The organism is Klebsiella sp. AqSCr (assembly GCF_008452795.1).
Classification (GTDB): Bacteria; Pseudomonadota; Gammaproteobacteria; order Enterobacterales; family Enterobacteriaceae; genus Klebsiella; species Klebsiella pneumoniae.
In genome coordinates this window covers 3,218,975-3,239,831 of sequence record NZ_MJDM01000005.1, presented here as the reverse complement: position 1 = coordinate 3,239,831, position 20,857 = coordinate 3,218,975, and the positions used below count along the sequence as shown (strand labels likewise).

General features: G+C 55.6%; 24 protein-coding genes. 15 read left to right on the top strand and 9 right to left on the bottom strand.

Translation table 11 applies throughout. The features are described from left to right. Position 1 precedes the first annotated feature (1 nt). Complete coding sequence (locus tag BHE81_RS19885; protein WP_002895284.1) at positions 2-925, top strand: acyltransferase; 924 nt, start codon at positions 2-4, stop codon at positions 923-925. Positions 926-941: 16 nt separating this feature from the next. Here the strand turns inward: BHE81_RS19885 and BHE81_RS19880 are convergent, their stop codons facing one another. Further along, the gene (locus tag BHE81_RS19880) at positions 942-1,448 is read right to left on the bottom strand and encodes a hypothetical protein (RefSeq protein ID WP_023302150.1); all 507 of its coding nucleotides are present in this window, start codon (positions 1,446-1,448) and stop codon (positions 942-944) included. Positions 1,449-1,760: 312 nt separating this feature from the next. Here BHE81_RS19880 and BHE81_RS19875 point away from each other — a divergent pair, with 312 nt between their 5' ends. Then, positions 1,761-2,765, top strand: a complete 1,005-nt coding sequence (locus tag BHE81_RS19875; RefSeq protein WP_000427623.1) for an IS110-like element IS4321 family transposase — start codon at positions 1,761-1,763, stop codon at positions 2,763-2,765. A gap of 181 nt (positions 2,766-2,946) precedes the next feature. On the opposite strand, the gene BHE81_RS28830 is transcribed toward BHE81_RS19875, so the two are convergent. Continuing rightward, positions 2,947-3,126, bottom strand: a complete 180-nt coding sequence (locus tag BHE81_RS28830; RefSeq protein ID WP_077254074.1) for a hypothetical protein — start codon at positions 3,124-3,126, stop codon at positions 2,947-2,949. 384 nt (positions 3,127-3,510) lie between these two features. Between BHE81_RS28830 and BHE81_RS19865 the strand changes: the two genes are divergently transcribed. Both BHE81_RS19865 and BHE81_RS19860 read left to right on the top strand, forming a co-directional pair. Next, the gene (locus tag BHE81_RS19865) at positions 3,511-3,723 is read left to right on the top strand and encodes a biofilm development regulator YmgB/AriR family protein (RefSeq protein ID WP_002895280.1); all 213 of its coding nucleotides are present in this window, start codon (positions 3,511-3,513) and stop codon (positions 3,721-3,723) included. Between the two features lie 81 nt (positions 3,724-3,804). Continuing rightward, complete coding sequence (locus tag BHE81_RS19860) at positions 3,805-4,359, top strand: helix-turn-helix transcriptional regulator (protein ID WP_004151695.1); 555 nt, start codon at positions 3,805-3,807, stop codon at positions 4,357-4,359. Between the two features lie 41 nt (positions 4,360-4,400). Here BHE81_RS19860 and BHE81_RS19855 read toward each other — a convergent pair whose 3' ends face one another. Beyond that, positions 4,401-5,135, bottom strand: coding sequence for a MerR family transcriptional regulator (locus tag BHE81_RS19855; protein WP_004176830.1), 735 nt, complete (start codon positions 5,133-5,135; stop codon positions 4,401-4,403). 155 nt (positions 5,136-5,290) lie between these two features. Further along, positions 5,291-6,502: a diguanylate phosphodiesterase gene (locus BHE81_RS19850; RefSeq protein ID WP_004176831.1), complete on the bottom strand. Its 1,212-nt coding sequence runs from the start codon at positions 6,500-6,502 to the stop codon at positions 5,291-5,293. 328 nt (positions 6,503-6,830) lie between these two features. On the opposite strand from BHE81_RS19850, the gene ycgZ reads away from it, so the two are divergent. The 3 genes from ycgZ (at position 6,831) to BHE81_RS19835 (ending at position 7,827) form a co-directional block, all read left to right on the top strand. Further along, positions 6,831-7,076 carry a regulatory protein YcgZ gene (ycgZ, locus tag BHE81_RS19845; RefSeq protein ID WP_004151693.1) on the top strand — a complete coding sequence of 82 codons (246 nt, stop codon included), beginning with the start codon at positions 6,831-6,833 and terminating at the stop codon, positions 7,074-7,076. 127 nt (positions 7,077-7,203) lie between these two features. Next, on the top strand, positions 7,204-7,509 hold the full coding sequence (locus BHE81_RS19840; protein WP_004147654.1) for a hypothetical protein: 306 nt from the start codon (positions 7,204-7,206) through the stop codon (positions 7,507-7,509). Positions 7,510-7,560: 51 nt separating this feature from the next. After that, entirely contained in the window at positions 7,561-7,827 is a 267-nt protein-coding gene (locus tag BHE81_RS19835) for a biofilm development regulator YmgB/AriR family protein (protein WP_002895168.1), read from the top strand. Positions 7,828-7,937: 110 nt separating this feature from the next. On the opposite strand, the gene pgl is transcribed toward BHE81_RS19835, so the two are convergent. Beyond that, complete coding sequence (gene pgl, locus BHE81_RS19830) at positions 7,938-8,933, bottom strand: 6-phosphogluconolactonase (protein ID WP_004183458.1); 996 nt, start codon at positions 8,931-8,933, stop codon at positions 7,938-7,940. Between the two features lie 228 nt (positions 8,934-9,161). Here pgl and BHE81_RS19825 point away from each other — a divergent pair, with 228 nt between their 5' ends. Beyond that, positions 9,162-9,980, top strand: a complete 819-nt coding sequence (locus BHE81_RS19825) for a pyridoxal phosphatase (protein ID WP_002895164.1) — start codon at positions 9,162-9,164, stop codon at positions 9,978-9,980. Here BHE81_RS19825 and modC read toward each other — a convergent pair whose 3' ends face one another. The 4 genes from modC to BHE81_RS19805 all read right to left on the bottom strand — a co-directional run bounded on the left by modC (position 9,981) and on the right by BHE81_RS19805 (position 12,796). Further along, on the bottom strand, positions 9,981-11,039 hold the full coding sequence (modC, locus tag BHE81_RS19820; protein ID WP_023302152.1) for a molybdenum ABC transporter ATP-binding protein ModC: 1,059 nt from the start codon (positions 11,037-11,039) through the stop codon (positions 9,981-9,983). It lies immediately after the preceding gene. Between the two features lie 2 nt (positions 11,040-11,041). Beyond that, complete coding sequence (gene modB / locus BHE81_RS19815) at positions 11,042-11,731, bottom strand: molybdate ABC transporter permease subunit (RefSeq protein ID WP_002895159.1); 690 nt, start codon at positions 11,729-11,731, stop codon at positions 11,042-11,044. Then, on the bottom strand, positions 11,731-12,504 hold the full coding sequence (gene modA, locus BHE81_RS19810) for a molybdate ABC transporter substrate-binding protein (RefSeq protein ID WP_023342925.1): 774 nt from the start codon (positions 12,502-12,504) through the stop codon (positions 11,731-11,733). Before modA ends, modB begins: the two co-directional genes overlap by 1 nt. A 142-nt stretch (positions 12,505-12,646) precedes the next feature. After that, complete coding sequence (locus BHE81_RS19805; protein WP_002895156.1) at positions 12,647-12,796, bottom strand: AcrZ family multidrug efflux pump-associated protein; 150 nt, start codon at positions 12,794-12,796, stop codon at positions 12,647-12,649. Positions 12,797-12,948: 152 nt separating this feature from the next. Between BHE81_RS19805 and modE the strand changes: the two genes are divergently transcribed. From modE to gpmA, 7 genes are all read left to right on the top strand, one after another. Continuing rightward, a complete protein-coding gene (modE, locus tag BHE81_RS19800; RefSeq protein WP_002895154.1) occupies positions 12,949-13,737 on the top strand; it encodes a molybdenum-dependent transcriptional regulator in 789 nt (262 codons plus the stop codon). A gap of 67 nt (positions 13,738-13,804) precedes the next feature. After that, on the top strand, positions 13,805-15,277 hold the full coding sequence (modF, locus tag BHE81_RS19795) for a molybdate ABC transporter ATP-binding protein ModF (protein ID WP_004179072.1): 1,473 nt from the start codon (positions 13,805-13,807) through the stop codon (positions 15,275-15,277). Positions 15,278-15,486: 209 nt separating this feature from the next. Further along, positions 15,487-16,503: a UDP-glucose 4-epimerase GalE gene (gene galE, locus BHE81_RS19790; RefSeq protein WP_023302153.1), complete on the top strand. Its 1,017-nt coding sequence runs from the start codon at positions 15,487-15,489 to the stop codon at positions 16,501-16,503. Between the two features lie 9 nt (positions 16,504-16,512). Next, a complete protein-coding gene (gene galT, locus BHE81_RS19785) occupies positions 16,513-17,559 on the top strand; it encodes a galactose-1-phosphate uridylyltransferase (RefSeq protein WP_023302154.1) in 1,047 nt (348 codons plus the stop codon). Between the two features lie 2 nt (positions 17,560-17,561). After that, a complete protein-coding gene (galK, locus tag BHE81_RS19780; protein WP_004179071.1) occupies positions 17,562-18,710 on the top strand; it encodes a galactokinase in 1,149 nt (382 codons plus the stop codon). Then, the gene (galM, locus tag BHE81_RS19775) at positions 18,704-19,747 is read left to right on the top strand and encodes a galactose-1-epimerase (protein WP_023302155.1); all 1,044 of its coding nucleotides are present in this window, start codon (positions 18,704-18,706) and stop codon (positions 19,745-19,747) included. The genes galK and galM overlap by 7 nt, the downstream gene beginning before the upstream one ends. A 291-nt stretch (positions 19,748-20,038) precedes the next feature. Further along, on the top strand, positions 20,039-20,791 hold the full coding sequence (gene gpmA / locus BHE81_RS19770; protein WP_002895089.1) for a 2,3-diphosphoglycerate-dependent phosphoglycerate mutase: 753 nt from the start codon (positions 20,039-20,041) through the stop codon (positions 20,789-20,791). The last annotated feature ends 66 nt before the right edge of the window (positions 20,792-20,857 follow it).

The window sequence follows — 20,857 nt, the reverse complement described above, 5'->3', positions numbered from 1 at the left end:
TATGACAGCGGTGACCTTTTTCACCATCTATAACACCTGGGATCGCTTTGATTATGACTATCACTGGATCCTCGGGCTGCTGACATTTATCTCGACCATCGCGACGCCGCTGTTTTTTGTCGTGGCCGGCTATCTTGATGCGCAGACGCGCCACGATGCCAACTGGCAAATTGGTAAAATTAAAAGCGTGGTCATCGTCTTTCTGTTTTGGGTGACGGTCTATTATGTCTGGGAGCCTTACCAGCGCGGCTACCTGATCCAGCCCTGGTTTATTTTCGCCCTGATTGTCATCTATACCTTTCATCCTTTGATCGCCTGGCTCAGCCAGCGGCGCGGGCTCTTTTTCGCCGTGCTCCTGACGCTGCTGTGCTGCTCCTACGGTTACGACCTGCTCTCGGTGATCTACCCGGACAGACATCTTTTCAGTTTGCCGCCGCAGTATCGCCTGTGGACATGGCTACTGTTTTATTTAACCGGGCAGTTGTTTAACGATCCAAAGGTCGCGGAGTGGATACGCAACCCACAGGTGATTAAAGGGTCGATTATCGCCCTGCCCTTTGTCTATTTATTTACCTGGTTTTATGAACGCCATTTCTTCTTCGCCCTGTTTAAAGCAGATCGTAATGCGTTCATTCTCACGGGATCGCAAATTTATATCCTGATCGTCCTGCTGGTTATCGCCGCTAACGCCGTGCAGTTTAAAAAGAACCGCGAGTGGAAAGAGGCCGTGCTGGCGACGGTCAGTAAAGCGATGACCGGAGTTTATATCCTCCACTATTCCGTGTTTCACCTGCTGGTGATGCTCATCCCTGTGCATTCGCTAGCCACCAAGTTGGGGGTAATAGCGCTGACCTTTGTCCTGTCGGTGCTCATTTCCCTTGCCGCGCTCTCCAGTACGCTGCTCAGGAAGGTGATTACCTTGTAACCGACAACGGGACGATTTAGCGGAAGCTCCACTGGATACTGATCACAAACACGCTGGGAATAATAATGCCGCTTTCAACGGCGAAATAATCGGTGAAGTTATACTGGATAGCGTGGTAGATATAGGGTGAAAAGCCGATCCCCGTGGCGTCCTTAAAGTCTTTATAGGAGCCATGATCGCCGCAATGCTCGAAGGCGTCGAAGAAGAATTCGCCGGTATAGCCGTAAACGCCTTTGAAGGTCCACCCGCTGCCGCTGTGGTACCAGTCTCTTCTCACCCCCAGCGCCAGGCAGCGATCGTTGAAGCTGTTATTCATAGTGCCAAGCAGAAGGCTGTATTTGGAGTCTGCAGAGAATTTCCGCTCCACTGAGAAAACATGATTTTCGAAATTCTCTGTATATTGTCCGTGATTATTGGTCAGATGGTAAACATAGGAACCGGTATTCACAGAATAGAGGTTAAGTTCGTTCGCCTGCGCGAGAGAGGCTAACCCGGCCAGGAGCATCACGCTTTTGCCGCGCATTTTCCCTCCTCAGTCCTCAAGGCCTGTCCAGGGACAGAAAGCTTTTGCCGTATTTACCGGTCGTGACAGGGGTATAAGACTCGACAGGGAAATGGGGGAAAGATAACGATGCCAAACCGCCGCGTCGTTACCAAAAAGCGTAGCACAGCCCTTATTCGCCAACAAATCGAATGGGCCGTTTACGACATGGCAGACGTTACCCCTTTACCTTACTGTGCAAAAAGCAGACAAAGCCTCATCATATTTAATGAGATGGTCACTCCCTCCTTCCCGGTACTATGCTGAGGACAGGCTTTCATTCGGAGAACTATCATGGAAAACATTGCGCTCATTGGTATCGATCTGGGTAAAAACTCTTTCCATATTCATTGCCAGGATCGTCGCGGGAAGGCTGTTTACCGTAAAAAATTTACCCGGCCAAAGTTGATCGAATTTTTGGCGACATGCCCCGCTACAACCATCGCAATGGAAGCCTGTGGCGGTTCTCACTTTATGGCACGCAAGTTGGAAGAGTTGGGGCATTCCCCAAAGCTGATATCACCACAATTTGTCCGCCCGTTCGTTAAAAGCAATAAAAACGACTTTGTCGACGCCGAAGCTATTTGTGAAGCTGCATCGCGTCCGTCTATGCGTTTTGTGCAGCCCAGAACGGAATCTCAGCAGGCAATGCGGGCTCTGCATCGTGTCCGTGAATCCCTGGTTCAGGATAAGGTAAAAACAACCAATCAAATGCATGCTTTTCTGCTGGAATTTGGCATTAGCGTTCCCCGAGGAGCTGCCGTTATTAGCCGACTGAGTACCATTCTTGAGGATAATAGTTTGCCTCTTTACCTCAGCCAGTTATTGCTGAAATTACAACAGCATTATCACTATCTTGTTGAGCAGATTAAAGATTTGGAATCCCAGTTGAAACGAAAGTTGGACGAAGATGAGGTTGGACAGCGCTTGCTGAGCATTCCCTGCGTCGGAACACTGACAGCGAGTACTATTTCAACTGAGATTGGCGACGGGAAGCAGTACGCCAGCAGCCGTGACTTTGCGGCGGCAACAGGGCTTGTACCTCGGCAGTACAGCACGGGAGGTAGGACGACATTGCTGGGAATTAGTAAGCGAGGTAATAAAAAGATCCGAACTTTGTTGGTTCAATGTGCCAGGGTATTCATACAAAAACTGGAACACCAGTCTGGCAAATTGGCCGATTGGGTCAGGGATTTACTGTGCCGGAAAAGCAACTTTGTCGTCACTTGTGCTCTGGCAAACAAGCTGGCCAGAATAGCCTGGGCCCTAACGGCACGACAGCAAACTTATGTAGCATAACGGCAGAAATACACCGGTTTAAAGAATTACTGATCTGGTTTTGCGAATACTGATATTGATGATACTAACGGCCCACCGGCCTGTTGAGGAACCTGTAAAACGGAAAGGCTCATTGAAGCCGTATATTTTCTGGAGGTTCATCAGGCGCGGAACTCATCAAGGCGCGGGAATAAAATCCCATTCAGACGCCGGATAGATTCAAGCAAGCCAACTTGTCGTCAAAATCGGTGTTGCAAAAACGGGAGTGACCATAGATTCCGCTATGCTCAGACTCCGACGCGGAAGAAAGCCACCTGTCGACGACAGCGTTGCTGTTTACCCCTTCGCGCGTCGGCGCAATTTCATGCATTTCGCCAGCCATGACAGAATTTTCACAATTGGCTTTCTTCTACCATCATCAGCTTCTTCCCGCTGGTTTTACAGCTAAATCCTGCACAACCCGACTTTTCTGTACAAGTTATCACTTAATAAAATTGTTATAAATCAACAAATTAAAACACACACAAAAAATAAGCCGTTACGTTGTACATATAGTAATGAAAAAAGTTGTACATAGTGAAATCAGCGTCTATAGTTTTGGAGTGTTAACTGCTTGTTGCGCAACAAAGCGGGGAAGCTTGACGATTGCGCAGCGAGTCGGACGGTGGTTCCTGGTTATACATTTCCTGTTCGTGACTTGGCGCGTACCAACGGTACGCTGCGACTTTTATTGTCTGTTTGCTTTATACGTGGGAGAGTTCGAGCTATGCATATTAAAAATACCATTCCAGCAGAGTTTGTCTTCAATTCGGCCCTGATGAAGAATATTGAGAATACGCTCATTAAGCAGCACAGAACGGTAAATAATGAGCGGATGATTACGGAAATCCAGCATCGTCTGCAAACGGAAAGTAACGAAATACTTTCCGATCTCTATCTGCAGGCGCTGGATATGCTGTACAGCAAACCTCATCATTAAATAAACCCACTGTGCTGGCAGCAGGCTTCGACCTGCTGTACCGGCGCGCCTGGGTCTCTATCGGCTAACTGAGGCAAAAAAATGTCACACCATAATACTTGCTATCGTTCTGAGCATTACGATCTGTGGTTTGATAATGGTTTTCTTCTCTATGGGATGTCGCTGATCCTGAATAGCCTGCCGGCATCTTACTTCCGCAAAAAACATGTTTTCTTCACCAGCGACAATTATTTCGCGGTACTGCAGCACAACTATAATCGGCGGGATACATTATTTATTCTGTTAACCGAAGGCAACGATCTTAATTTTCTTAGTGAACTGCCTATGCTGCGCTTACCGGCCAACTCGACGCCGGAAGAGTTAAAGATATTTCTGCATCAACCCACCCGCTATTACAAAACCCATCCGGCGCCAGGCGCCTCGGTGCAGTTTACCGAGCGGGAAAAGAAAGTTATTCAACTTATCAGCAATGGCGAAGCGGTCGCCAGCATTGGCCGGTCGCTAAATCTGCATATAAAAACCATTTATCAGATCCGGCTGAATCTGATTAAAAAGCTCGGCTGCAGCGGTAGAACCGATTTTTTTAATATCAGCCGCAGCGAAACGTTCAAATCCTGGAGCCAGATTCACCTGTAACCCAGCACTCAAGCCCTGATCCGCACCACGGATCGGGGCGCTTAATTTTGGCCGTGAAAATGGATGCTGAAGCCCTGCTCCTGCCAGTGGCTGAGCAACTCCTCCTGCAGAGGCGTGGCGGCACGTCCGGTCCAGACGAAAATATGCTGCCCGGGAAATAGCTCAGGCCGCGGCGACTCCAGCGGTTCGGCGAGAACGTTGACATGCCAGCCGCGTTGGGAAAGACGCCATGCCTCCAGCCACAGACGCGTCCTGTCCTCATTGCTCCAGCCCACCAGCAGCGTCTCTTTGCCATTTTTTTTACGCGCTTCGGCGAGAAACAACGCTACGCAGTCAATTAACAGGCCGTCCAGCATGCTGCTAATCACCAGCGAGGTATTCTGATCCAGCTTGAGACGCTGTCGTACCGGCACTAACAGGCTATCGATGAGGGTGTCGACGGGGTGTTGATGACTGAGCGCCATTAATTTGGCGCGGATTCTGGCGGGCTGCATATAACGCAGAATGGACATCATCTCTTCCTGAAGATGCGCGGATTCGTCGCGCGCCGCCGGCAGGTTATCCTCCAGCAGCGCTTTGACTTTCCCTACTGATACACCGCGCTCTATCCAGCGCTTGATCTCTTCGATACGCAGGATATCTTCTTCATCAAATTGTCGATGCCCGCCTTCGCTACGCTGCGGTTTCAGTAGACCGTAACGACGCTGCCAGGCGCGCAGTGTGACCGGATTGATTCCGCAACGTTCGGCGACTTCACCGATACTGTAAAACGCCATAGCAGCCTCACATCAACCTGATACCTTAATACCTAAACTAACGAATTCAGGCATCCTGTACAACTCTATTTTCTTGTACAGATAAAGATATCAGGTTGCGGCTCACAGCGCCCGGGAAAAAAGATGAAAAAATGTTTAGTTGATTTCGCGGTGGTTCATTTTTTCTCCGGCCATGCGACGGCGGGTAGGCCCCCCAGGCGCGCGCTGGCGAACAAATTGCCCTGAAACTGTGAAATACCGGCTGATTCCAGCCACATCCACTCTTCAGCACGCTCAACGCCGACGGCTGAGACCGCAATCTCCAGAGAAGTACAGCATTTGATAATCGCCTGTACAATCGACTGGCGCGGTCCGTCCTGGTGGATATTGCGTATCAGCTCATGGTCGATTTTAATTCTGTCGGGTTGGTATTGCGCCAGCAGCGATAGCCCGGCAAACCCGGCGCCGAAGTGATCGATGGCAAGATTAATTCCCGCGCCCTTCAGTTTGCGCACCGCATCGGTAAAATCGTCCATCCGCGAAATCACTTCCCGCTCAGTGAACTCGACAATAATCTGCTCCGGAATAAGGTCATTGCGACTAATTTCGTCGAGCAGGAAAGCCACCGCATTCGGCGCTTTGACCATGGTCATCGGCAGTAAATTAATGCTTAACGCCTTATTACGTAAACCTAATTTTCCCGCCAGCGACAACGCCACCCGTTTACTGTGCAGGTCGGCGAGATAAATATCGTCCCCGGTCAGCCCGGCAAAATAGGCGCCGGGGGATTGCCCGTCCGGTGTACGCAACAGCGCTTCCCACGAAATAATTTCGCAGGCGAAAGGGTCGACAATCGGCTGGAAGGCAAAGGAACAACCTTCCGTATTATCGATAATCGGGGTATCAGGATAGAACGTCTCCTTATCAGGAATAAAAACCCAACTATCTGCGGAAGGAATCTCAAAATAGTTCGCTTTTTCTGTGGCTTCGACAAAAGTACGGAAAAATTGCAGCGCCCGGTCATCATAGGTGAGCTGATATTTTGACGTCCCCCGGTCCATCACCGCCTGCAGAACTTCCTCGCGATCGTGTTCGCGTAAATCAAACAGTTCCATCCCGACCTTACCAAAACGACGGGACGGCGCATAATCGCAAAGCAACTCCACCAGATTATAGTGGCGAGGATCCTGGCAGATATGCTGATAAATATCCTGAACCTTTTCTTCAGGCCCCTCAATGAGTTGAAAAAAATGCGTCCCGTTAAAAAGTAAAATACCGGTGACGTCCGCCTGCCCATTTCTTTCGTTTGCCCTGGCGACCATGGCCTCGATCGATTTGAATGAGACATTGTCGCAGATATGGCTGCGATAAATGATGGTGGTTAGCATAGTGATTCCAGATGGGAGGGATAAGCATTCACAGTAGCAGTTATCAGGCTAAGGGTCTCGTAAAACTACGTTTTGTCTTAACAAAAAAGATACACTAAAAATCCCTTTTTTGTGCAAGGTTTTCCTTTTTTTCTTTCCTTGTACAACATGCAACGCTAAACCCCACCTTTACAAGCCAGAACCGCGCCAGGCAAAAAAAATTAAACAATTAAAAATCATATAGTTAAACTAACATGAATCATTATTGTGCAACTTTGTGTGTACAGGTTAATAATTATTGTATAAGTTTAATGGCAGTTAACAGATGAATGAAATGAAAGGAGCACATATGCAGCAGAATGGTTACATTCCAGATACAGCGAACGCAATTGCCCAGTATTTCAACAAAGCATCTTTGCCTTCCCAGCAGGAAACCCTGGGTCAGATCGTGATGGATATTCTTAACGAAGGGCGTCATCTCAACCGCAAAGCGCTATGCACCAAACTGTTGAGCCGCCTGGACCGCGCTCGCGCGCCGGAGGAAGAGAGCCACTATCAGACCTTAATTGGTCTGCTGTTTGCTGGCCAGGAATAACGTCATCGATCGTCGCCTGTTGCAGCGCCGCAGTAGCAGATGAGGGGCGATCGCTTCCACAAACCTGCTGCTGACCTGAATGCCCGTTCGCCTATTCAGGAAAAGGGTGGCATGCATAGAGACGGTTATGAATAACAGTGAAACTGAGGAAATAACCGATGAAATCATCGGCGAGGCGGTTCTAGCGCTTCTGAAAACGAATCGCCCGATTACCACCCCGACCCTGCTGGTTCGACTTCGGTTAATGCAGGCGACAGAACCAGATCGCCAGCGTAGAAAGATCATCGCTGCCGTGATCGAAGAAATTTGCGCGAAGCTTATCCGTCAGCGGAAGTACGCGCCTTTACAGGTAAAGAAAATCAATGGCCGTTGGGAAACCAGAGGTTCGCTGGCGCCAGACAGCATGCCGTCGGAAGCTAAAAAGATCCACTGATTATCCCAACCATGGTGAATTAAACAGAGTGAGAATGTGATGAGACAGACTATGCATCAGCAACCAGATATTTACGCAAGACTGCAGGACACCGCGCTCTCCGACTATTTCCGTAACGCCGGTGATAAACTGGTTGATGAGTCCGCCGTCATGTCGCTCGCCATCAACAGTATTCTCCAGTCCGAGGGTCACCTGAACAATAAGGCCATTATTTTATGGCTGATTCAGGCGCTGGAAACCACCGATGACGTGGTGACCGCGGACGTGATCCGAAAAACGCTGGAGATTGTCGTTGGCTACACCATGGACGATATCTAACGTCGTCACGCTTCTGGCCCGCCAGGACAACTCCTTCTCCGCAGAGCCTGTCCGCTCTGAGCAAAAAAAACCTCGCTAAGGCGAGGTTTTTTCTTTTACCTGATGGCGGTTCAGTGGGCGTTGACCACCACCCACATCGGCCCCTGCCCAACCGCATAGCGGCCTTTCTCCTGCAGCAGTCCCTGCTCACCGACGATATCGTACACCGCGATATGGTGCGACTTCTGCCCGGCGGCAATGAGATATTTACCGCTGTGATCGAGGTTAAAGCCGCGCGGCTGGGTCTCGGTAGGCTGATAGCCTTCCACCGCCAGCACGCTACCATCTTCCGAAACGCTGAACACCGTGATGATGCTGGCGGTACGATCGCAGGCGTAAAGATGACGGCCATCCGGGGTGATATGAATATCCGCCGCCCAGCGCACGCCGCTAAAATCAGGCGGCATCATATCCAGGGTCTGTACACATTCGATGTTGCCCTTAGGATCTTTCAGCTCCCAGACGTCAATCGAGCTGTTTAGCTCATTGACGCAGTAACCATACTGCTGGTTGGGATGGAATACCATGTGACGCGGACCGGCGCCCTCGACGGTCGTCACTTCCGCGGGCTCCTGTGCCGAAAGGAAACCATCGTCGCTGAGGGTAAACAGGCAAATGCGATCCTGCTTCAGCGCCGGCACCCACAGGGTGCGATTATCCGGGGAGATATTGGCCGAGTGGCAGCCTTCCAGCCCTTCCACCACGGTGATGGTTTCGCCCGGCAGGCCGTCGTGCAGCGGGGTCACGCTGACACAGCCCTGATTGTAGGAGGCGCTGAAGACAAAGCGGCCATGGTGATCGGTAGAGATATGGGTCGGGCTGCCCGGCAGCGCAGCTTCGCCCGCAAAGGTTAACGCCCCGTTATCCGGCGTGATGCGATAGGCCAGCACGCGAAACTCCGGACGAACGCCAACGTACAGAAATTCCTTGTTGGGGCTGACCACCATCGGCTGGACCTGCCCTGGGGCATCAACCACCTGCACCAGCGTCAGTTTGCCGTCCGCTTCAAGACTCCAGACATGGATTTGTTGGCTTTCCGGGCTGGCGGTATAAACGGTTTGTTTCATGACTACTCCTTCCCTCACTGCACGTGGAATTTTCATTTTCAGGATAACAGCACCCTGAAAATTATAAGACATCCGCCCATGATACTCGCATCGTCCGCCGAATTTCCGCCGGACGGCGGCACAAAGGGCATACAGACATTCACGGCAGATGTGGAAAAATTGGTCCTGACGCCACGGCGGTGTACCATCATGGCCAGGTCACTTTTCAACATCAACCGGAAATAACACATGACAACACGCGTGATTGCCCTGGATTTAGACGGCACCCTGCTTACCAGCAAAAAAACCATTCTGCCCGCTTCGCTGGAGGCGCTGGCCCGCGCCAGAGAGGCAGGCTATCAGGTCATCGTCGTCACCGGACGTCATCACGTCGCTATCCATCCTTTTTATCAGGCACTGGCTCTCGATACACCTGCAATTTGTTGTAATGGCACCTATTTGTATGATTATCACGCAAAAAAGGTTTTGGCCGCCGATCCTATGCCGGTAGAGCAAGCGGTAAGCCTCACTGCCATGCTCGCCAAACAGCAGATCCACGGCCTGGCATATGTGGACGACGCGATGCTTTATGAACACCCCACCGGGCATGTGATCCGCACCCGCAACTGGGCGCAGGCGTTACCGGAAGATCAGCGTCCAGTTTTCGCTCAGGTCGATTCGCTGGCGCAGGCGGTTCGCGAAGTTAACGCGGTATGGAAATTCGCTCTCACCGATGACGACATTCCCCGCCTGCAGCGGTTTGCGCAGCAGGTTGGCGAGACGCTGGGCCTCGAGTGCGAATGGTCGTGGCACGATCAGGTAGATATCGCGCGCGCCGGCAACAGCAAAGGCAAACGCCTGGCGCAATGGGTGGCCGACCAGGGGCTGTCGATGCAGGATGTGGTGGCCTTCGGCGATAACTACAACGATCTTAGCATGCTGGAAGCGGCGGGCACCGGGGTGGCGATGGGCAACGCGGTGGACGAGGTGAAAGCCCGCGCCAACATAGTCATCGGCGACAATGAGTCCACCAGCATCGCCGAGTTTATCTACCGCCAACTGCTGTAATCAGGCGGCGATCGACACGCTTTTGATCTGGGCAAACACCTGCTGACCTGGCGCTATCGCCAGGTCGTCCCGCGCCCATGGGCTAATCCTGCCCCATAGCAGACGGCCACTCACTCTGAGCTGCACTTCAATCTGTCCGTTGACCTCCAGACACTGAGCCACCTCGGCGCGCAAGATATTGCGGATGCTGGTCCCGGACGGCTGGGCCAGTGTCAGCGAAACGTCCGACGCCTGAATGCGGATCCGTGCGGTGTCGCCTGCGGGACGTTCGAGCCGGTTGACCCACAGCAACTGGTCCCCCAGCGCCAGGGCCGTCATCGCATACTGCGGGTGCTGCGCGGCGACGGTGGCGCTAAGGATCGTACTCTGCTGTTCCGCCGGCAGCCAGGGGTGCATCACGCTGCTGCTCCAGACCTCCTCCAGCGGACCGAAAGCTTTCACCTTACCGGCCTCCAGCACCAGCACGCGATCGGCCAGATGCTGGATCTCATCCAGCGAGTGGCTGACGTAGAGCATCGGAATATGGATCTCCTGCGCCAGCCGCTGCAGGTAGGGCAACAGTTCGCGTTTGCGCGGAATGTCCAGCGAGGCCAGCGGCTCATCCAGCAGCAGTAGCTCCGGTGCGGTCAGCAGGGCGCGGCCGATGGCCACTCGCTGCTTTTCGCCGCCGGATAACCGGCCCGGCAGACGATCCAGCAAGGGCGCAATCCCCAGCAGATCCACCAGCTTATCGAACTGGCTGACCATGGATTTCGCCATCCCATACTGCAGATTGCCGCGCACTTTATAATGGGGAAACAGGCGCGCATCCTGAAAGACATAGCCGATACGGCGCTGCTCCGGCGCCAGGCAGATACGCTGCGCGGTGTCGTTCAGCACCCTGCCGTTGAGCACGATCCGCCCCGCCTGGGGTCGGGTCAGGCCGCTGATGGCGTTAATCAACGAGGTTTTGCCCGCGCCGGAGACGCCAAAGACGGCGGTGATCCCGCTGGCGGGCAGAGTTTCACGGATCTGCAGGCAGTGGCTACCGAGGGTCTGGGTAAAGTCCAGCTCCAGCATCATTATCCTCCCATGCGCTGGCGGCTCACGCGGGCCAGCCATTCCGAGATCAGCAGCGAAACCAGCGCCAGACCGATGGCGATGAGGCAGAGGCGGGCCGCCGCCCCCTCCCCGCCCGGGGTTTGAATCAAGGTGTACATCGCCGAAGGGAGGGTGCGCGTTTCACCGGGAATATTGGAGACGAACGTGATGGTCGCGCCAAACTCCCCTAACGAGCGGGCGAAGGCCAGCACCGTGCCGACAATAATCCCCGGCAGAGTCAACGGCAACGTAATGGTCAAAAATACCCGCCAGCGGCTGGCCCCGAGGGTTCTCGCCGCTTGCTCCAGTTTGACGTCCACCCCTTCCAGCGCCAGGCGAATGGCGCGCACCATCAGCGGGAAAGACATCACCGCCGCCGCCAGCACCGCCCCGCGCCAGCTAAAAGCAAAGCTGATGCCGAACCAGTCATACAGCCAGCTGCCAATAAACCCGCGCCGCCCCATGGCCACCAGCAGCAGGTACCCCACCACCACCGGAGGCAGCACCAGCGGCAGATGGAGAATACTGTCGAGCAGTGCCTTGCCGGGAAAGGTGCGCCGGACCAGCAGCCAGGAAAAAAAGATGCCAAAGGGCAGGCTCAAGGCCACCGCCAGGGAGGAGACTTTCAGGCTCAGCAGCACCGCCTGCCATTCGGGTTCGCTCAGAAACATCAGCGGGTGGTAAATCCGTAACGTTTAAAGATAGCGGACGCTTCCGGCCCTTTCAGGTAGTCATAGAAGGCGCTCACGGCCGCATTGCGGTGCCCATCGACAATCGCCAGCGGGTACTCGACTTTCTGATGCGAGGCTTCCGGGAAGGTGCCGACCACTTTCACCCCCTTGCTGGCCACGGCATCGGAGCCATAGACAATCCCCAGCGGCGCTTCGTTGCGCTCCACCAGCGCCAGCGCACCGCGCACGTCTTCAGCCGGGGCGAGCTTCGGCGACAACGTCTCCCAGGCACCGAGTTTCTGCAGTGCTTCTTTGGCATAGATACCGGCCGGGACATGCTGTGGATCGCCCACCGCCAGACGGCCTCCTTTCCGCAGGCTGGTCCAGTCGGTTTTCTCATCAATGGTTATCGCCCCCTGCGCACTGGCTTTCGGCGCGACCACCACCAGGCTGTTGCCAAGCAGAGTGGCGCGGGTTGCCGGATCGATGGCCTTTTTATCTGCCGCGTAATCCATCCATTTCTGATCGGCGGAGATAAACAGGTCCGCTGGCGCACCCGCTTCTATCTGCCGCGCCAGCGTCGACGACGAGGCAAACGACGACACGACCTCGACGTTTTTTTCTTTCTTGTACGCCTGGGCAATATCCTGCATCGCGTTGGTTAACGATGCGGCGGCGAAAACGGTCACTTTACCCTCTGCCGCCAGCGCCTGACCCGCGACGCACAGCGTGAGTGATACCCCGACAACCCCGCGTAACCAAGAACCTGCCATCTTACTCTCCTGTCAATGCGTTATGTAGTCGATAATATAACGATATGCGAAGCGTTTTTATAGTGATACAGGACAATAAAACGAAGGGAAATGATACAGGAGGGAAATAGCACAGCGCCCGGTTAAACCGGGCGCCGGGAAATCAGTGATTTTGCTGGCTGCGATCTTTGTGGCCTACGCCGGAGAAGAGGTTGAACACTTCGCCAAGACCGTAAATCAGTCCCAGGATGACCGCCATCACCACCGGTACCATGATGACCGCAAAAACCAGACTTTTCAAAAGCTCTAACATGGTTCACTCCAGATAGTATGATTTCCTGATTGTAACGATTTCAGCCGAAAAAACACGTCCCATTTGTGCGGTGGGTAATGACCAACCGCGCAGAGAGGTTTTGCAAGTGGGCGACTATCGGTCACAATACCCTTTTTTGTCAGGAAACGATTATGCAGGCCGAAATTCTTCTCACCCTTAAGCTACAGCAGCGCCTGTTTGCCGATCCGCGGCGGATCGCCCTGCTCAAACAGATTGACCAGACCGGTTCGATAAGCCAGGGGGCGAAGCATGCGGGTATCAGCTATAAGAGCGCTTGGGATGCAATCAATGAGATGAACCAGCTCAGCGAACAGCCGCTGGTGGATCGCGCCACCGGCGGAAAGGGCGGCGGCGGCGCGGTGCTGACCCGCTACGGGCAGCGTCTGATCCAGCTGTACGATCTGCTGGCGCAGATCCAGCAGAAAGCGTTTGATGTACTCAGCGATGACGATGCCCTGCCGCTGGATAGCCTGCTGGCGGCCATCTCGCGCTTTTCCCTGCAGACCAGCGCCCGCAACCAGTGGTTCGGCACCATTACCGGCCGCGATCGCCAGCAGGTGCAGCAGCATGTGGAAGTACTGTTGGCTGACGGAAAAACCCGCCTGAACGTCGCCATCACCGCGCAAAGCGCTGAGAAGCTGGGACTCGATGAGGGCCAGGAGGTGCTGGTCCTGCTCAAAGCGCCATGGGTCGGCATCACCCTCGATCCCGCAGCAGCCCGCCAGGCCGATAACCAGCTGTCGGGACGTATCAGTCATATCGAATGCGGGTCCGGACAGTGCGAAGTACTGATGACCCTGGCGGACGGTCAAACCCTGTGCGCCACCCTGCCACAGGCGCAGGCCGCTGGCCTGGCGGAAGGAACGGAGGCGATCGCTTACTTCAATGCCGATCGCATCATTCTCGCGACGTTATGCTGACCCCATTGACATTACGCGCCTGAAGTCGTATCCCTGATGCACATCGCTGCAAAAAATGGGATACATCATGTCATCATTGCAAATTTCGCAAGGCACGTTTCGCCTGAGCGATACAAAGACCTTAAAAATAGACCACCTGAGCGTGGCGGCGGGTGAAAGCTGGGCGTTCGTCGGCAGCAACGGCAGCGGCAAATCCGCCCTCGCGCGGGCCCTGGCAGGCGACCTGACCCTGCTCAGCGGCCAGCGCGAAAGCCACTTCTCCCGCGTGACCCGCCTCTCCTTCGAGCAGTTGCAGAAGCTGGTCAGCGACGAGTGGCAGCGCAATAACACCGACCTGCTCAGCCCAGGCGAAGAAGACACCGGCCGCACCACCGCGGAGATTATCCAGGATGAGGTGAAAGATCCTGCCCGCTGCGCGCGCCTGGCCGAACAGTTTGGCATCAGCGCCCTGCTGGACCGCCGGTTTAAATACCTGTCGACCGGGGAAACGCGTAAGACCCTGCTGTGTCAGGCCCTGATGACCGATCCGCAACTGCTGATCCTCGATGAACCTTTCGACGGTCTCGACGTCAACTCCCGCCAGCAGCTGGCTGCCCTGCTGGCCGACCTGCACAGCGCCGGCATCACCCTGGTGCTGGTGCTCAACCGTTTCGATGAGATCCCGGAGTTTGTGCAATTCGCCGGCGTGCTGGCTGACTGCACCCTCAGCGAGACCGGCGAGAAGTCTTCCCTGCTGCAGCAGGCGCTGGTCGCCCAGCTGGCGCACAGTGAAAAACTGGACGGCATCACCCTGCCGGAGCCGGATGTCCCACCGGCCCGTCATGCGCTGGCAGACTCGGCGCCGCGTATCGTGCTCAACGACGGCGTGGTCTCCTATAACGATCGCCCGGTCATCAATCACCTCTCATGGACCGTGAATCCGGGCGAACACTGGCAGATCGTCGGTCCCAACGGCGCCGGTAAATCTACGCTGCTGAGCCTGGTCACCGGGGATCATCCGCAGGGCTACAGCAACGATCTCACGCTCTTTGGCCGCCGGCGCGGCAGCGGTGAGACCATCTGGGATATTAAAAAGCATATCGGCTACGTCAGCAGCAGCCTGCATCTGGACTACCGGGTCAGCACCAACGTCCGCAACGTCATCCTGTCGGGCTATTTTGACTCGATCGGCATTTATCAGGCGGTCTCCGACAAGCAGCATAAGCTGGTGCAGCAATGGCTGGATATTCTCGGCATCGATAAGCGCACCGCCGACGCGCCGTTTCACAGTCTGTCGTGGGGCCAGCAGCGGCTGGCGCTTATCGTCCGCGCGCTGGTGAAGCATCCAACCCTGCTGATCCTCGATGAACCGCTGCAGGGGCTGGACCCCCTCAACCGCCAGCTGGTGCGCCGCTTTGTCGACGTGTTGATTGGCGAAGGGGCCACACAGCTGCTGTTTGTCTCGCACCATGCGGAAGATGCCCCGGACTGTATTACCCATCGCCTGGCGTTCGTTCCCAGTGGAGACGGTTACACTTATCAACTCGGCCCCGTGGCCTGACGCCCCCTGCCGGGGATCGAAAGATCCCTGGTATTTTTCAGAAAAATAGCGCCAAACAAACCTAATACATTGAATTAAAATTAAAAATATAAAATTTACGTTATTTACACCCCAAGTGTAAACGATTCCACTAACTTGCCCTATGTCACACTTTTCACTTCTTTGATATGCTATCTTCCTCACAAACGATAAGCCGAATGGAGCGAATCATGAAAGTTCTGGTTACAGGTGGTAGCGGTTACATTGGAAGTCATACCTGCGTTCAACTGCTGCAGCAGGGACACGAGGTGGTGATCCTCGACAATCTCTGCAACAGCAAGCGCAGCGTACTGCCGGTGATTGAACGTCTCGGCGGCAAAGAAGCCACCTTTATTGAAGGCGATATTCGTAACGAAGCGCTGATGACGGAGATCCTCCACAATCACGCCATTGAGGCAGTGATCCACTTCGCCGGGCTGAAAGCCGTCGGGGAGTCCGTCGCCAAGCCGCTGGAATATTACGACAATAACGTCACCGGCACACTGAAATTAGTCTCTGCCATGCGCGCCGCTGGCGTGAAGAACTTTATCTTTAGCTCCTCCGCTACCGTCTACGGCGATCAGCCGAAAATCCCGTATGTCGAAAGCTTCCCGACCGGCACCCCGCAAAGCCCTTACGGCAAAAGCAAGCTGATGGTAGAGCAGATCCTGACCGACCTGCAGAAAGCCCAGCCGGAGTGGAGCATTGCCCTGCTGCGCTACTTCAACCCGGTCGGCGCCCACCCGTCGGGCGACATGGGGGAAGACCCGCAGGGGATCCCGAACAACCTGATGCCCTACATCGCCCAGGTCGCCGTTGGCCGTCGCGAATCGCTGGCCGTTTTTGGTAACGACTATCCGACCGAAGATGGTACCGGCGTGCGCGATTACATCCATGTGATGGACCTCGCCGATGGCCACGTCGCGGCCATGGAAAAACTGGCTGACAAAGCCGGGGTGCATATCTACAACCTTGGCGCCGGCGTCGGCAGCAGCGTGCTCGACGTAGTCAATGCTTTCAGCAAGGCCTGCGGCAAACCCATTAACTACCATTTCGCGCCGCGCCGCGATGGCGACCTCCCGGCCTACTGGGCGGATGCTGCCAAGGCCGACCGCGAGCTGAACTGGCGCGTAACGCGCAACCTGGACGAAATGGCGCAGGACACCTGGCACTGGCAGTCCCGTCATCCGCAGGGTTATCCAGACTAAGGAACCTTCATGAGCGTATTTAACCCCGTTGACCATCCACATCGTCGTTATAACCCGTTAACCGGACAGTGGATTCTGGTTTCCCCGCATCGCGCCAAGCGCCCCTGGCAGGGGGCGCAGGAAACGCCGGCAAAACAGACCTTGCCGGCCCACGATCCGGACTGTTTCCTGTGCCCGGGCAACACCCGGGTGACCGGCGACACCAACCCGAATTACACCGGTACCTACGTATTTACCAACGACTTTGCGGCCCTGATGACCGACACCCCGGACGCACCGGAGAGTGACGATCCGCTGATGCGCTGCCAGAGCGCCCGCGGCACCAGTCGGGTGATCTGCTTCTCGCCAGACCACAGCAAAACGCTGCCGGAACTGAGCCTTGAAGCGTTGGAAGGCGTGGTTAAAACGTGGCAGGAACAGACCGCGGACCTCGGGAAAAGCTACCCGTGGGTGCAGGTTTTTGAAAACAAAGGGGCAGCGATGGGCTGCTCCAACCCTCACCCGCATGGTCAGGTGTGGGCCAACAGTTTCCTGCCTAATGAAGCGGAACGGGAAGACCGTCTGCAGAAAGAGTATTACGCCGCACAGGGCCAGCCGATGCTGCTGGACTATGTGCAGCGCGAACTGGCCGACGGCAGCCGCACGGTGGTGGACACCGAGCACTGGCTGGCGGTGGTGCCCTACTGGGCCGCCTGGCCGTTCGAAACGCTGCTGTTGCCGAAAGCGCACGTGCAGCGCATAACCGATCTCACCGACGCCCAGCGCAGCGATCTGGCGCTGGCGTTGAAAAAGCTGACCAGCCGTTACGACAACCTGTTCCAGTGCTCATTCCCCTACTCCATGGGCTGGCACGGCGCGCCGTTTAACGACGAAGACCATAACCACTGGCAGCTTCATGCCCACTTTTATCCGCCGCTGCTGCGCTCCGCGACGGTCCGCAAGTTTATGGTTGGTTATGAGATGCTGGCCGAAACTCAGCGCGATCTGACCGCCGAGCAAGCTGCCGAACGACTGCGCGCCGTCAGCGACGTCCATTTTCGTGAATCCGGAGTGTAATGATGAGTCTGAAAGAGAAAACCCAAACCCTGTTCGCTGACGCCTTCGGCTACCCGGCCAGCCATGTCATTCAAGCGCCAGGCCGCGTCAACCTGATCGGCGAGCATACCGATTACAACGACGGTTTTGTGCTGCCCTGCGCTATCGACTACCAGACGGTGATCAGCTGTGCGCCGCGCGACGATCGTACGGTGCGGGTGATTGCCGCCGATTACGACAATCAGACCGATGAGTTCTCTCTCGACGCGCCGATTATCAGCCACGACACCCAGCAGTGGTCGAACTATGTCCGCGGCGTGGTAAAGCATCTGCAGCAGCGGAACAGCCACTTTGGCGGCGCGGATCTGGTGATCAGCGGCAATGTACCGCAGGGTGCGGGGTTAAGCTCCTCAGCCTCGCTGGAAGTCGCCGTCGGCACCGTGTTCCAACAGCTGTATCATCTGCCGCTGGATGGCGCGCAAATCGCCCTCAACGGCCAGGAGGCGGAAAACCAGTTCGTCGGCTGCAACTGCGGCATCATGGATCAGCTGATTTCAGCGCTGGGCAAAAAAGACCACGCGCTGCTGATCGACTGCCGTTCGCTGGGCACCAAAGCCGTCTCGATGCCGAAAGGCGTGGCGGTGGTGATCATCAACAGCAACTTTAAGCGTACTCTCGTCGGCAGCGAGTACAACACCCGTCGTGAACAGTGCGAAACCGGCGCGCGCTTCTTCCAGCAGCCCGCCCTGCGCGATGTCACCCTTGAGCAATTTAACGCCGTCGCCCATGAGCTGGATCCGGTCGTCGCGAAGCGCGTACGCCACGTGCTGACGGAGAATGCCCGCACTGTGGAAGCCGCCAGCGCCCTCGAAAAAGGCGACCTGAAGCGGATGGGTGAGCTGATGGCAGAGTCCCACGCCTCGATGCGTGATGATTTCGAGATCACCGTCCCGCAGATCGACACCCTGGTGGAGATCGTTAAGGCCGCGATCGGCGATAAGGGCGGCGTGCGCATGACCGGCGGCGGCTTTGGCGGCTGCGTGGTAGCGTTAATCCCGGAAGATCTGGTCGATACCGTTCAGCAGGCCGTTGCCAACGAGTATGAAGCGAAAACCGGTATTAAAGAGACATTCTATGTCTGCAAACCGTCACAGGGGGCCGGGCAATGCTAACGCAAACCACCGCGCTGGCCCCGGACGATCAGCCATGGCAGCAGGTGACCCTGCGCAATAAGTCGGGGATGACCGTCACCGTGGCGGACTGGGGCGCGACGCTGCTCAGCGCCGAGGTGCCGTTGGCCGATGGCAGCCTGCGCCGACCGCTGCTGGGCTGCGCAAAGCTGGAAGACTATGCTCGCCAGGCCGCATTTCTTGGCGCCTCGGTAGGCCGCTACGCCAACCGTATCGGCCACAGCCGCTTCCCGCTTGACGGCCAGGTCGTCAACGTCACGCCGTCAAACGACGCGGGCCACCAGCTCCACGGCGGCCCGGAAGGATTTGATAAGCGCCGCTGGCGCATTGTCCGCGCCGACGAGCAGGAAGTGCTGTTCGCCCTGACCTCGCCCGATGGCGATCAAGGCTTTCCGGGCACCCTGCAGGCCACCGCGCACTATCGTCTGAGCGACGATAACCGCATCGCGATTACCTATCGCGCCACCGTGGACCAACCCTGCCCGGTGAATATGACCAATCACGTCTATTTCAACCTCGACGGTGAGCAGGGCGATGTGCGCCAGCATCAGCTCCAGATCCTCGCCCAGAGGTATCTGCCGGTGGAAAGCGACGGTATCCCGGGTGGCGAACTGAAAGATGTTGCTAACACCAGCTTTGATTTCCGCCAGCCGAAAACCATCGCCGCCGACTTCCTCGCGGATGCCGATCAGCAAAAGGTGAAGGGATACGATCATGCCTTCCTGCTGGATGCCAAAGGCGACGCCAGCCAGCCTGCGGCACAGGTCTGGTCGCAGGATGGCAAGCTGCAGATGACGGTCTATACCTCCGCTCCGGCGCTGCAGTTTTACTCCGGCAACTATCTCGGCGGCACCCCGTCGCAGACGACGGAGCCCTACGCCGACTGGCAGGGACTGGCGCTGGAGAGCGAATTCCTGCCGGATTCGCCGAACCATCCGCAATGGCCGCAGCCGGACTGTGTATTACGTCCGGGCCAGGAGTATGTCAGCCTGACGGAATATCAGTTTATCGCCCGATAATCGCCAGCGCCCTCCATCAGGGGGCGCTGCTTTTCGTCCCCGCCCTCCTCTCTGCCGCCTCTTTTTTCAGCAACCTGCTCTATTTTCCGTCACCAAAGGACAAAAAAATAACCTGTGTATTACAAGCACCTTACACTGCGACACTATTTTCGCTATGGTTAGGGATAAGCATTGCCGTGCGCCAAATCACGGCAATATAATGAGAATAGTTATCAATCAATAACACATACACCATCACATTCAGCGCACCGTTCGCGGCGCGAGGGATGGCGTGTAGAGAGGAGTGAGAGAATGGCTGTAACTAAGCTGGTACTGGTTCGTCATGGCGAAAGCCAGTGGAACAACGAAAACCGCTTCACCGGTTGGTACGACGTGGATTTGTCCGAGAAAGGCGTTAGCGAAGCGAAAGCAGCGGGTAAGCTGCTGAAGGCTGAAGGCTTCAGCTTTGATTTTGCTTATACCTCCGTGCTGAAACGTGCCATCCACACCCTGTGGAACGTGCTGGACGAACTGGATCAGGCCTGGCTGCCGGTTGAGAAATCCTGGAAGCTGAACGAGCGTCATTACGGCGCGCTGCAGGGCCTGAACAAAGCGGAAACCGCTGAGAAATATGGTGACGAGCAGGTTAAACAGTGGCGTCGCGGCTTCGCTGTCACTCCGCCGGAGCTGACCAAAGACGACGAGCGCTACCCGGGCCACGATCCGCGCTATGCAAAACTGACCGACGCCGAACTGCCGACCACTGAAAGCCTGGCGCTGACTATCGACCGCGTCGTGCCTTACTGGAACGAAACCATTCTGCCGCGCCTGAAAAGCGGTGAGCGCGTGATCATCGCCGCTCACGGTAACTCCCTGCGCGCGCTGGTGAAATACCTCGACAACATGGGCGAAGACGAGATCCTCGAACTGAACATCCCGACCGGCGTACCGCTGGTATATGAGTTCGATGAAAACTTCAAGCCGATCAAACATTACTATCTGGGCAACGCGGAAGAGATCGCGGCGAAAGCTGCTGCCGTCGCCAACCAGGGTAAAGCGAAGTAATTTCTCCTGGTGAGAACAAAAAAGCGTGGAAATCTCCACGCTTTTTTTATGACCTGCGCTAGCGCG

Excerpts from the sequence above, each read along its gene's own strand:
- BHE81_RS19860 (WP_004151695.1), top strand. The coding sequence starts at position 3,805 with ATGTCACACCATAATACTTGCTATCGTTCTGAGCATTACGATCTGTGG.
- BHE81_RS19835 (WP_002895168.1), top strand. The coding sequence starts at position 7,561 with ATGCATCAGCAACCAGATATTTACGCAAGACTGCAGGACACCGCGCTC.
- pgl (WP_004183458.1), bottom strand. The coding sequence starts at position 8,933 with ATGAAACAAACCGTTTATACCGCCAGCCCGGAAAGCCAACAAATCCAT.
- BHE81_RS19865 (WP_002895280.1), top strand. The coding sequence starts at position 3,511 with ATGCATATTAAAAATACCATTCCAGCAGAGTTTGTCTTCAATTCGGCC.
- ycgZ (WP_004151693.1), top strand. The coding sequence starts at position 6,831 with ATGCAGCAGAATGGTTACATTCCAGATACAGCGAACGCAATTGCCCAG.
- modB (WP_002895159.1), bottom strand. The coding sequence starts at position 11,731 with ATGTTTCTGAGCGAACCCGAATGGCAGGCGGTGCTGCTGAGCCTGAAA.
- modF (WP_004179072.1), top strand. The coding sequence starts at position 13,805 with ATGTCATCATTGCAAATTTCGCAAGGCACGTTTCGCCTGAGCGATACA.
- BHE81_RS19880 (WP_023302150.1), bottom strand. The coding sequence starts at position 1,448 with ATGCGCGGCAAAAGCGTGATGCTCCTGGCCGGGTTAGCCTCTCTCGCG.
- BHE81_RS19840 (WP_004147654.1), top strand. The coding sequence starts at position 7,204 with ATGAATAACAGTGAAACTGAGGAAATAACCGATGAAATCATCGGCGAG.
- modA (WP_023342925.1), bottom strand. The coding sequence starts at position 12,504 with ATGGCAGGTTCTTGGTTACGCGGGGTTGTCGGGGTATCACTCACGCTG.
- BHE81_RS19825 (WP_002895164.1), top strand. The coding sequence starts at position 9,162 with ATGACAACACGCGTGATTGCCCTGGATTTAGACGGCACCCTGCTTACC.
- modC (WP_023302152.1), bottom strand. The coding sequence starts at position 11,039 with ATGCTGGAGCTGGACTTTACCCAGACCCTCGGTAGCCACTGCCTGCAG.
- BHE81_RS28830 (WP_077254074.1), bottom strand. The coding sequence starts at position 3,126 with ATGGCTGGCGAAATGCATGAAATTGCGCCGACGCGCGAAGGGGTAAAC.
- modE (WP_002895154.1), top strand. The coding sequence starts at position 12,949 with ATGCAGGCCGAAATTCTTCTCACCCTTAAGCTACAGCAGCGCCTGTTT.
- galE (WP_023302153.1), top strand. The coding sequence starts at position 15,487 with ATGAAAGTTCTGGTTACAGGTGGTAGCGGTTACATTGGAAGTCATACC.
- galT (WP_023302154.1), top strand. The coding sequence starts at position 16,513 with ATGAGCGTATTTAACCCCGTTGACCATCCACATCGTCGTTATAACCCG.
- BHE81_RS19875 (WP_000427623.1), top strand. The coding sequence starts at position 1,761 with ATGGAAAACATTGCGCTCATTGGTATCGATCTGGGTAAAAACTCTTTC.
- BHE81_RS19855 (WP_004176830.1), bottom strand. The coding sequence starts at position 5,135 with ATGGCGTTTTACAGTATCGGTGAAGTCGCCGAACGTTGCGGAATCAAT.
- BHE81_RS19885 (WP_002895284.1), top strand. The coding sequence starts at position 2 with ATGACAGCGGTGACCTTTTTCACCATCTATAACACCTGGGATCGCTTT.
- BHE81_RS19805 (WP_002895156.1), bottom strand. The coding sequence starts at position 12,796 with ATGTTAGAGCTTTTGAAAAGTCTGGTTTTTGCGGTCATCATGGTACCG.
- gpmA (WP_002895089.1), top strand. The coding sequence starts at position 20,039 with ATGGCTGTAACTAAGCTGGTACTGGTTCGTCATGGCGAAAGCCAGTGG.
- galK (WP_004179071.1), top strand. The coding sequence starts at position 17,562 with ATGAGTCTGAAAGAGAAAACCCAAACCCTGTTCGCTGACGCCTTCGGC.
- BHE81_RS19850 (WP_004176831.1), bottom strand. The coding sequence starts at position 6,502 with ATGCTAACCACCATCATTTATCGCAGCCATATCTGCGACAATGTCTCA.
- galM (WP_023302155.1), top strand. The coding sequence starts at position 18,704 with ATGCTAACGCAAACCACCGCGCTGGCCCCGGACGATCAGCCATGGCAG.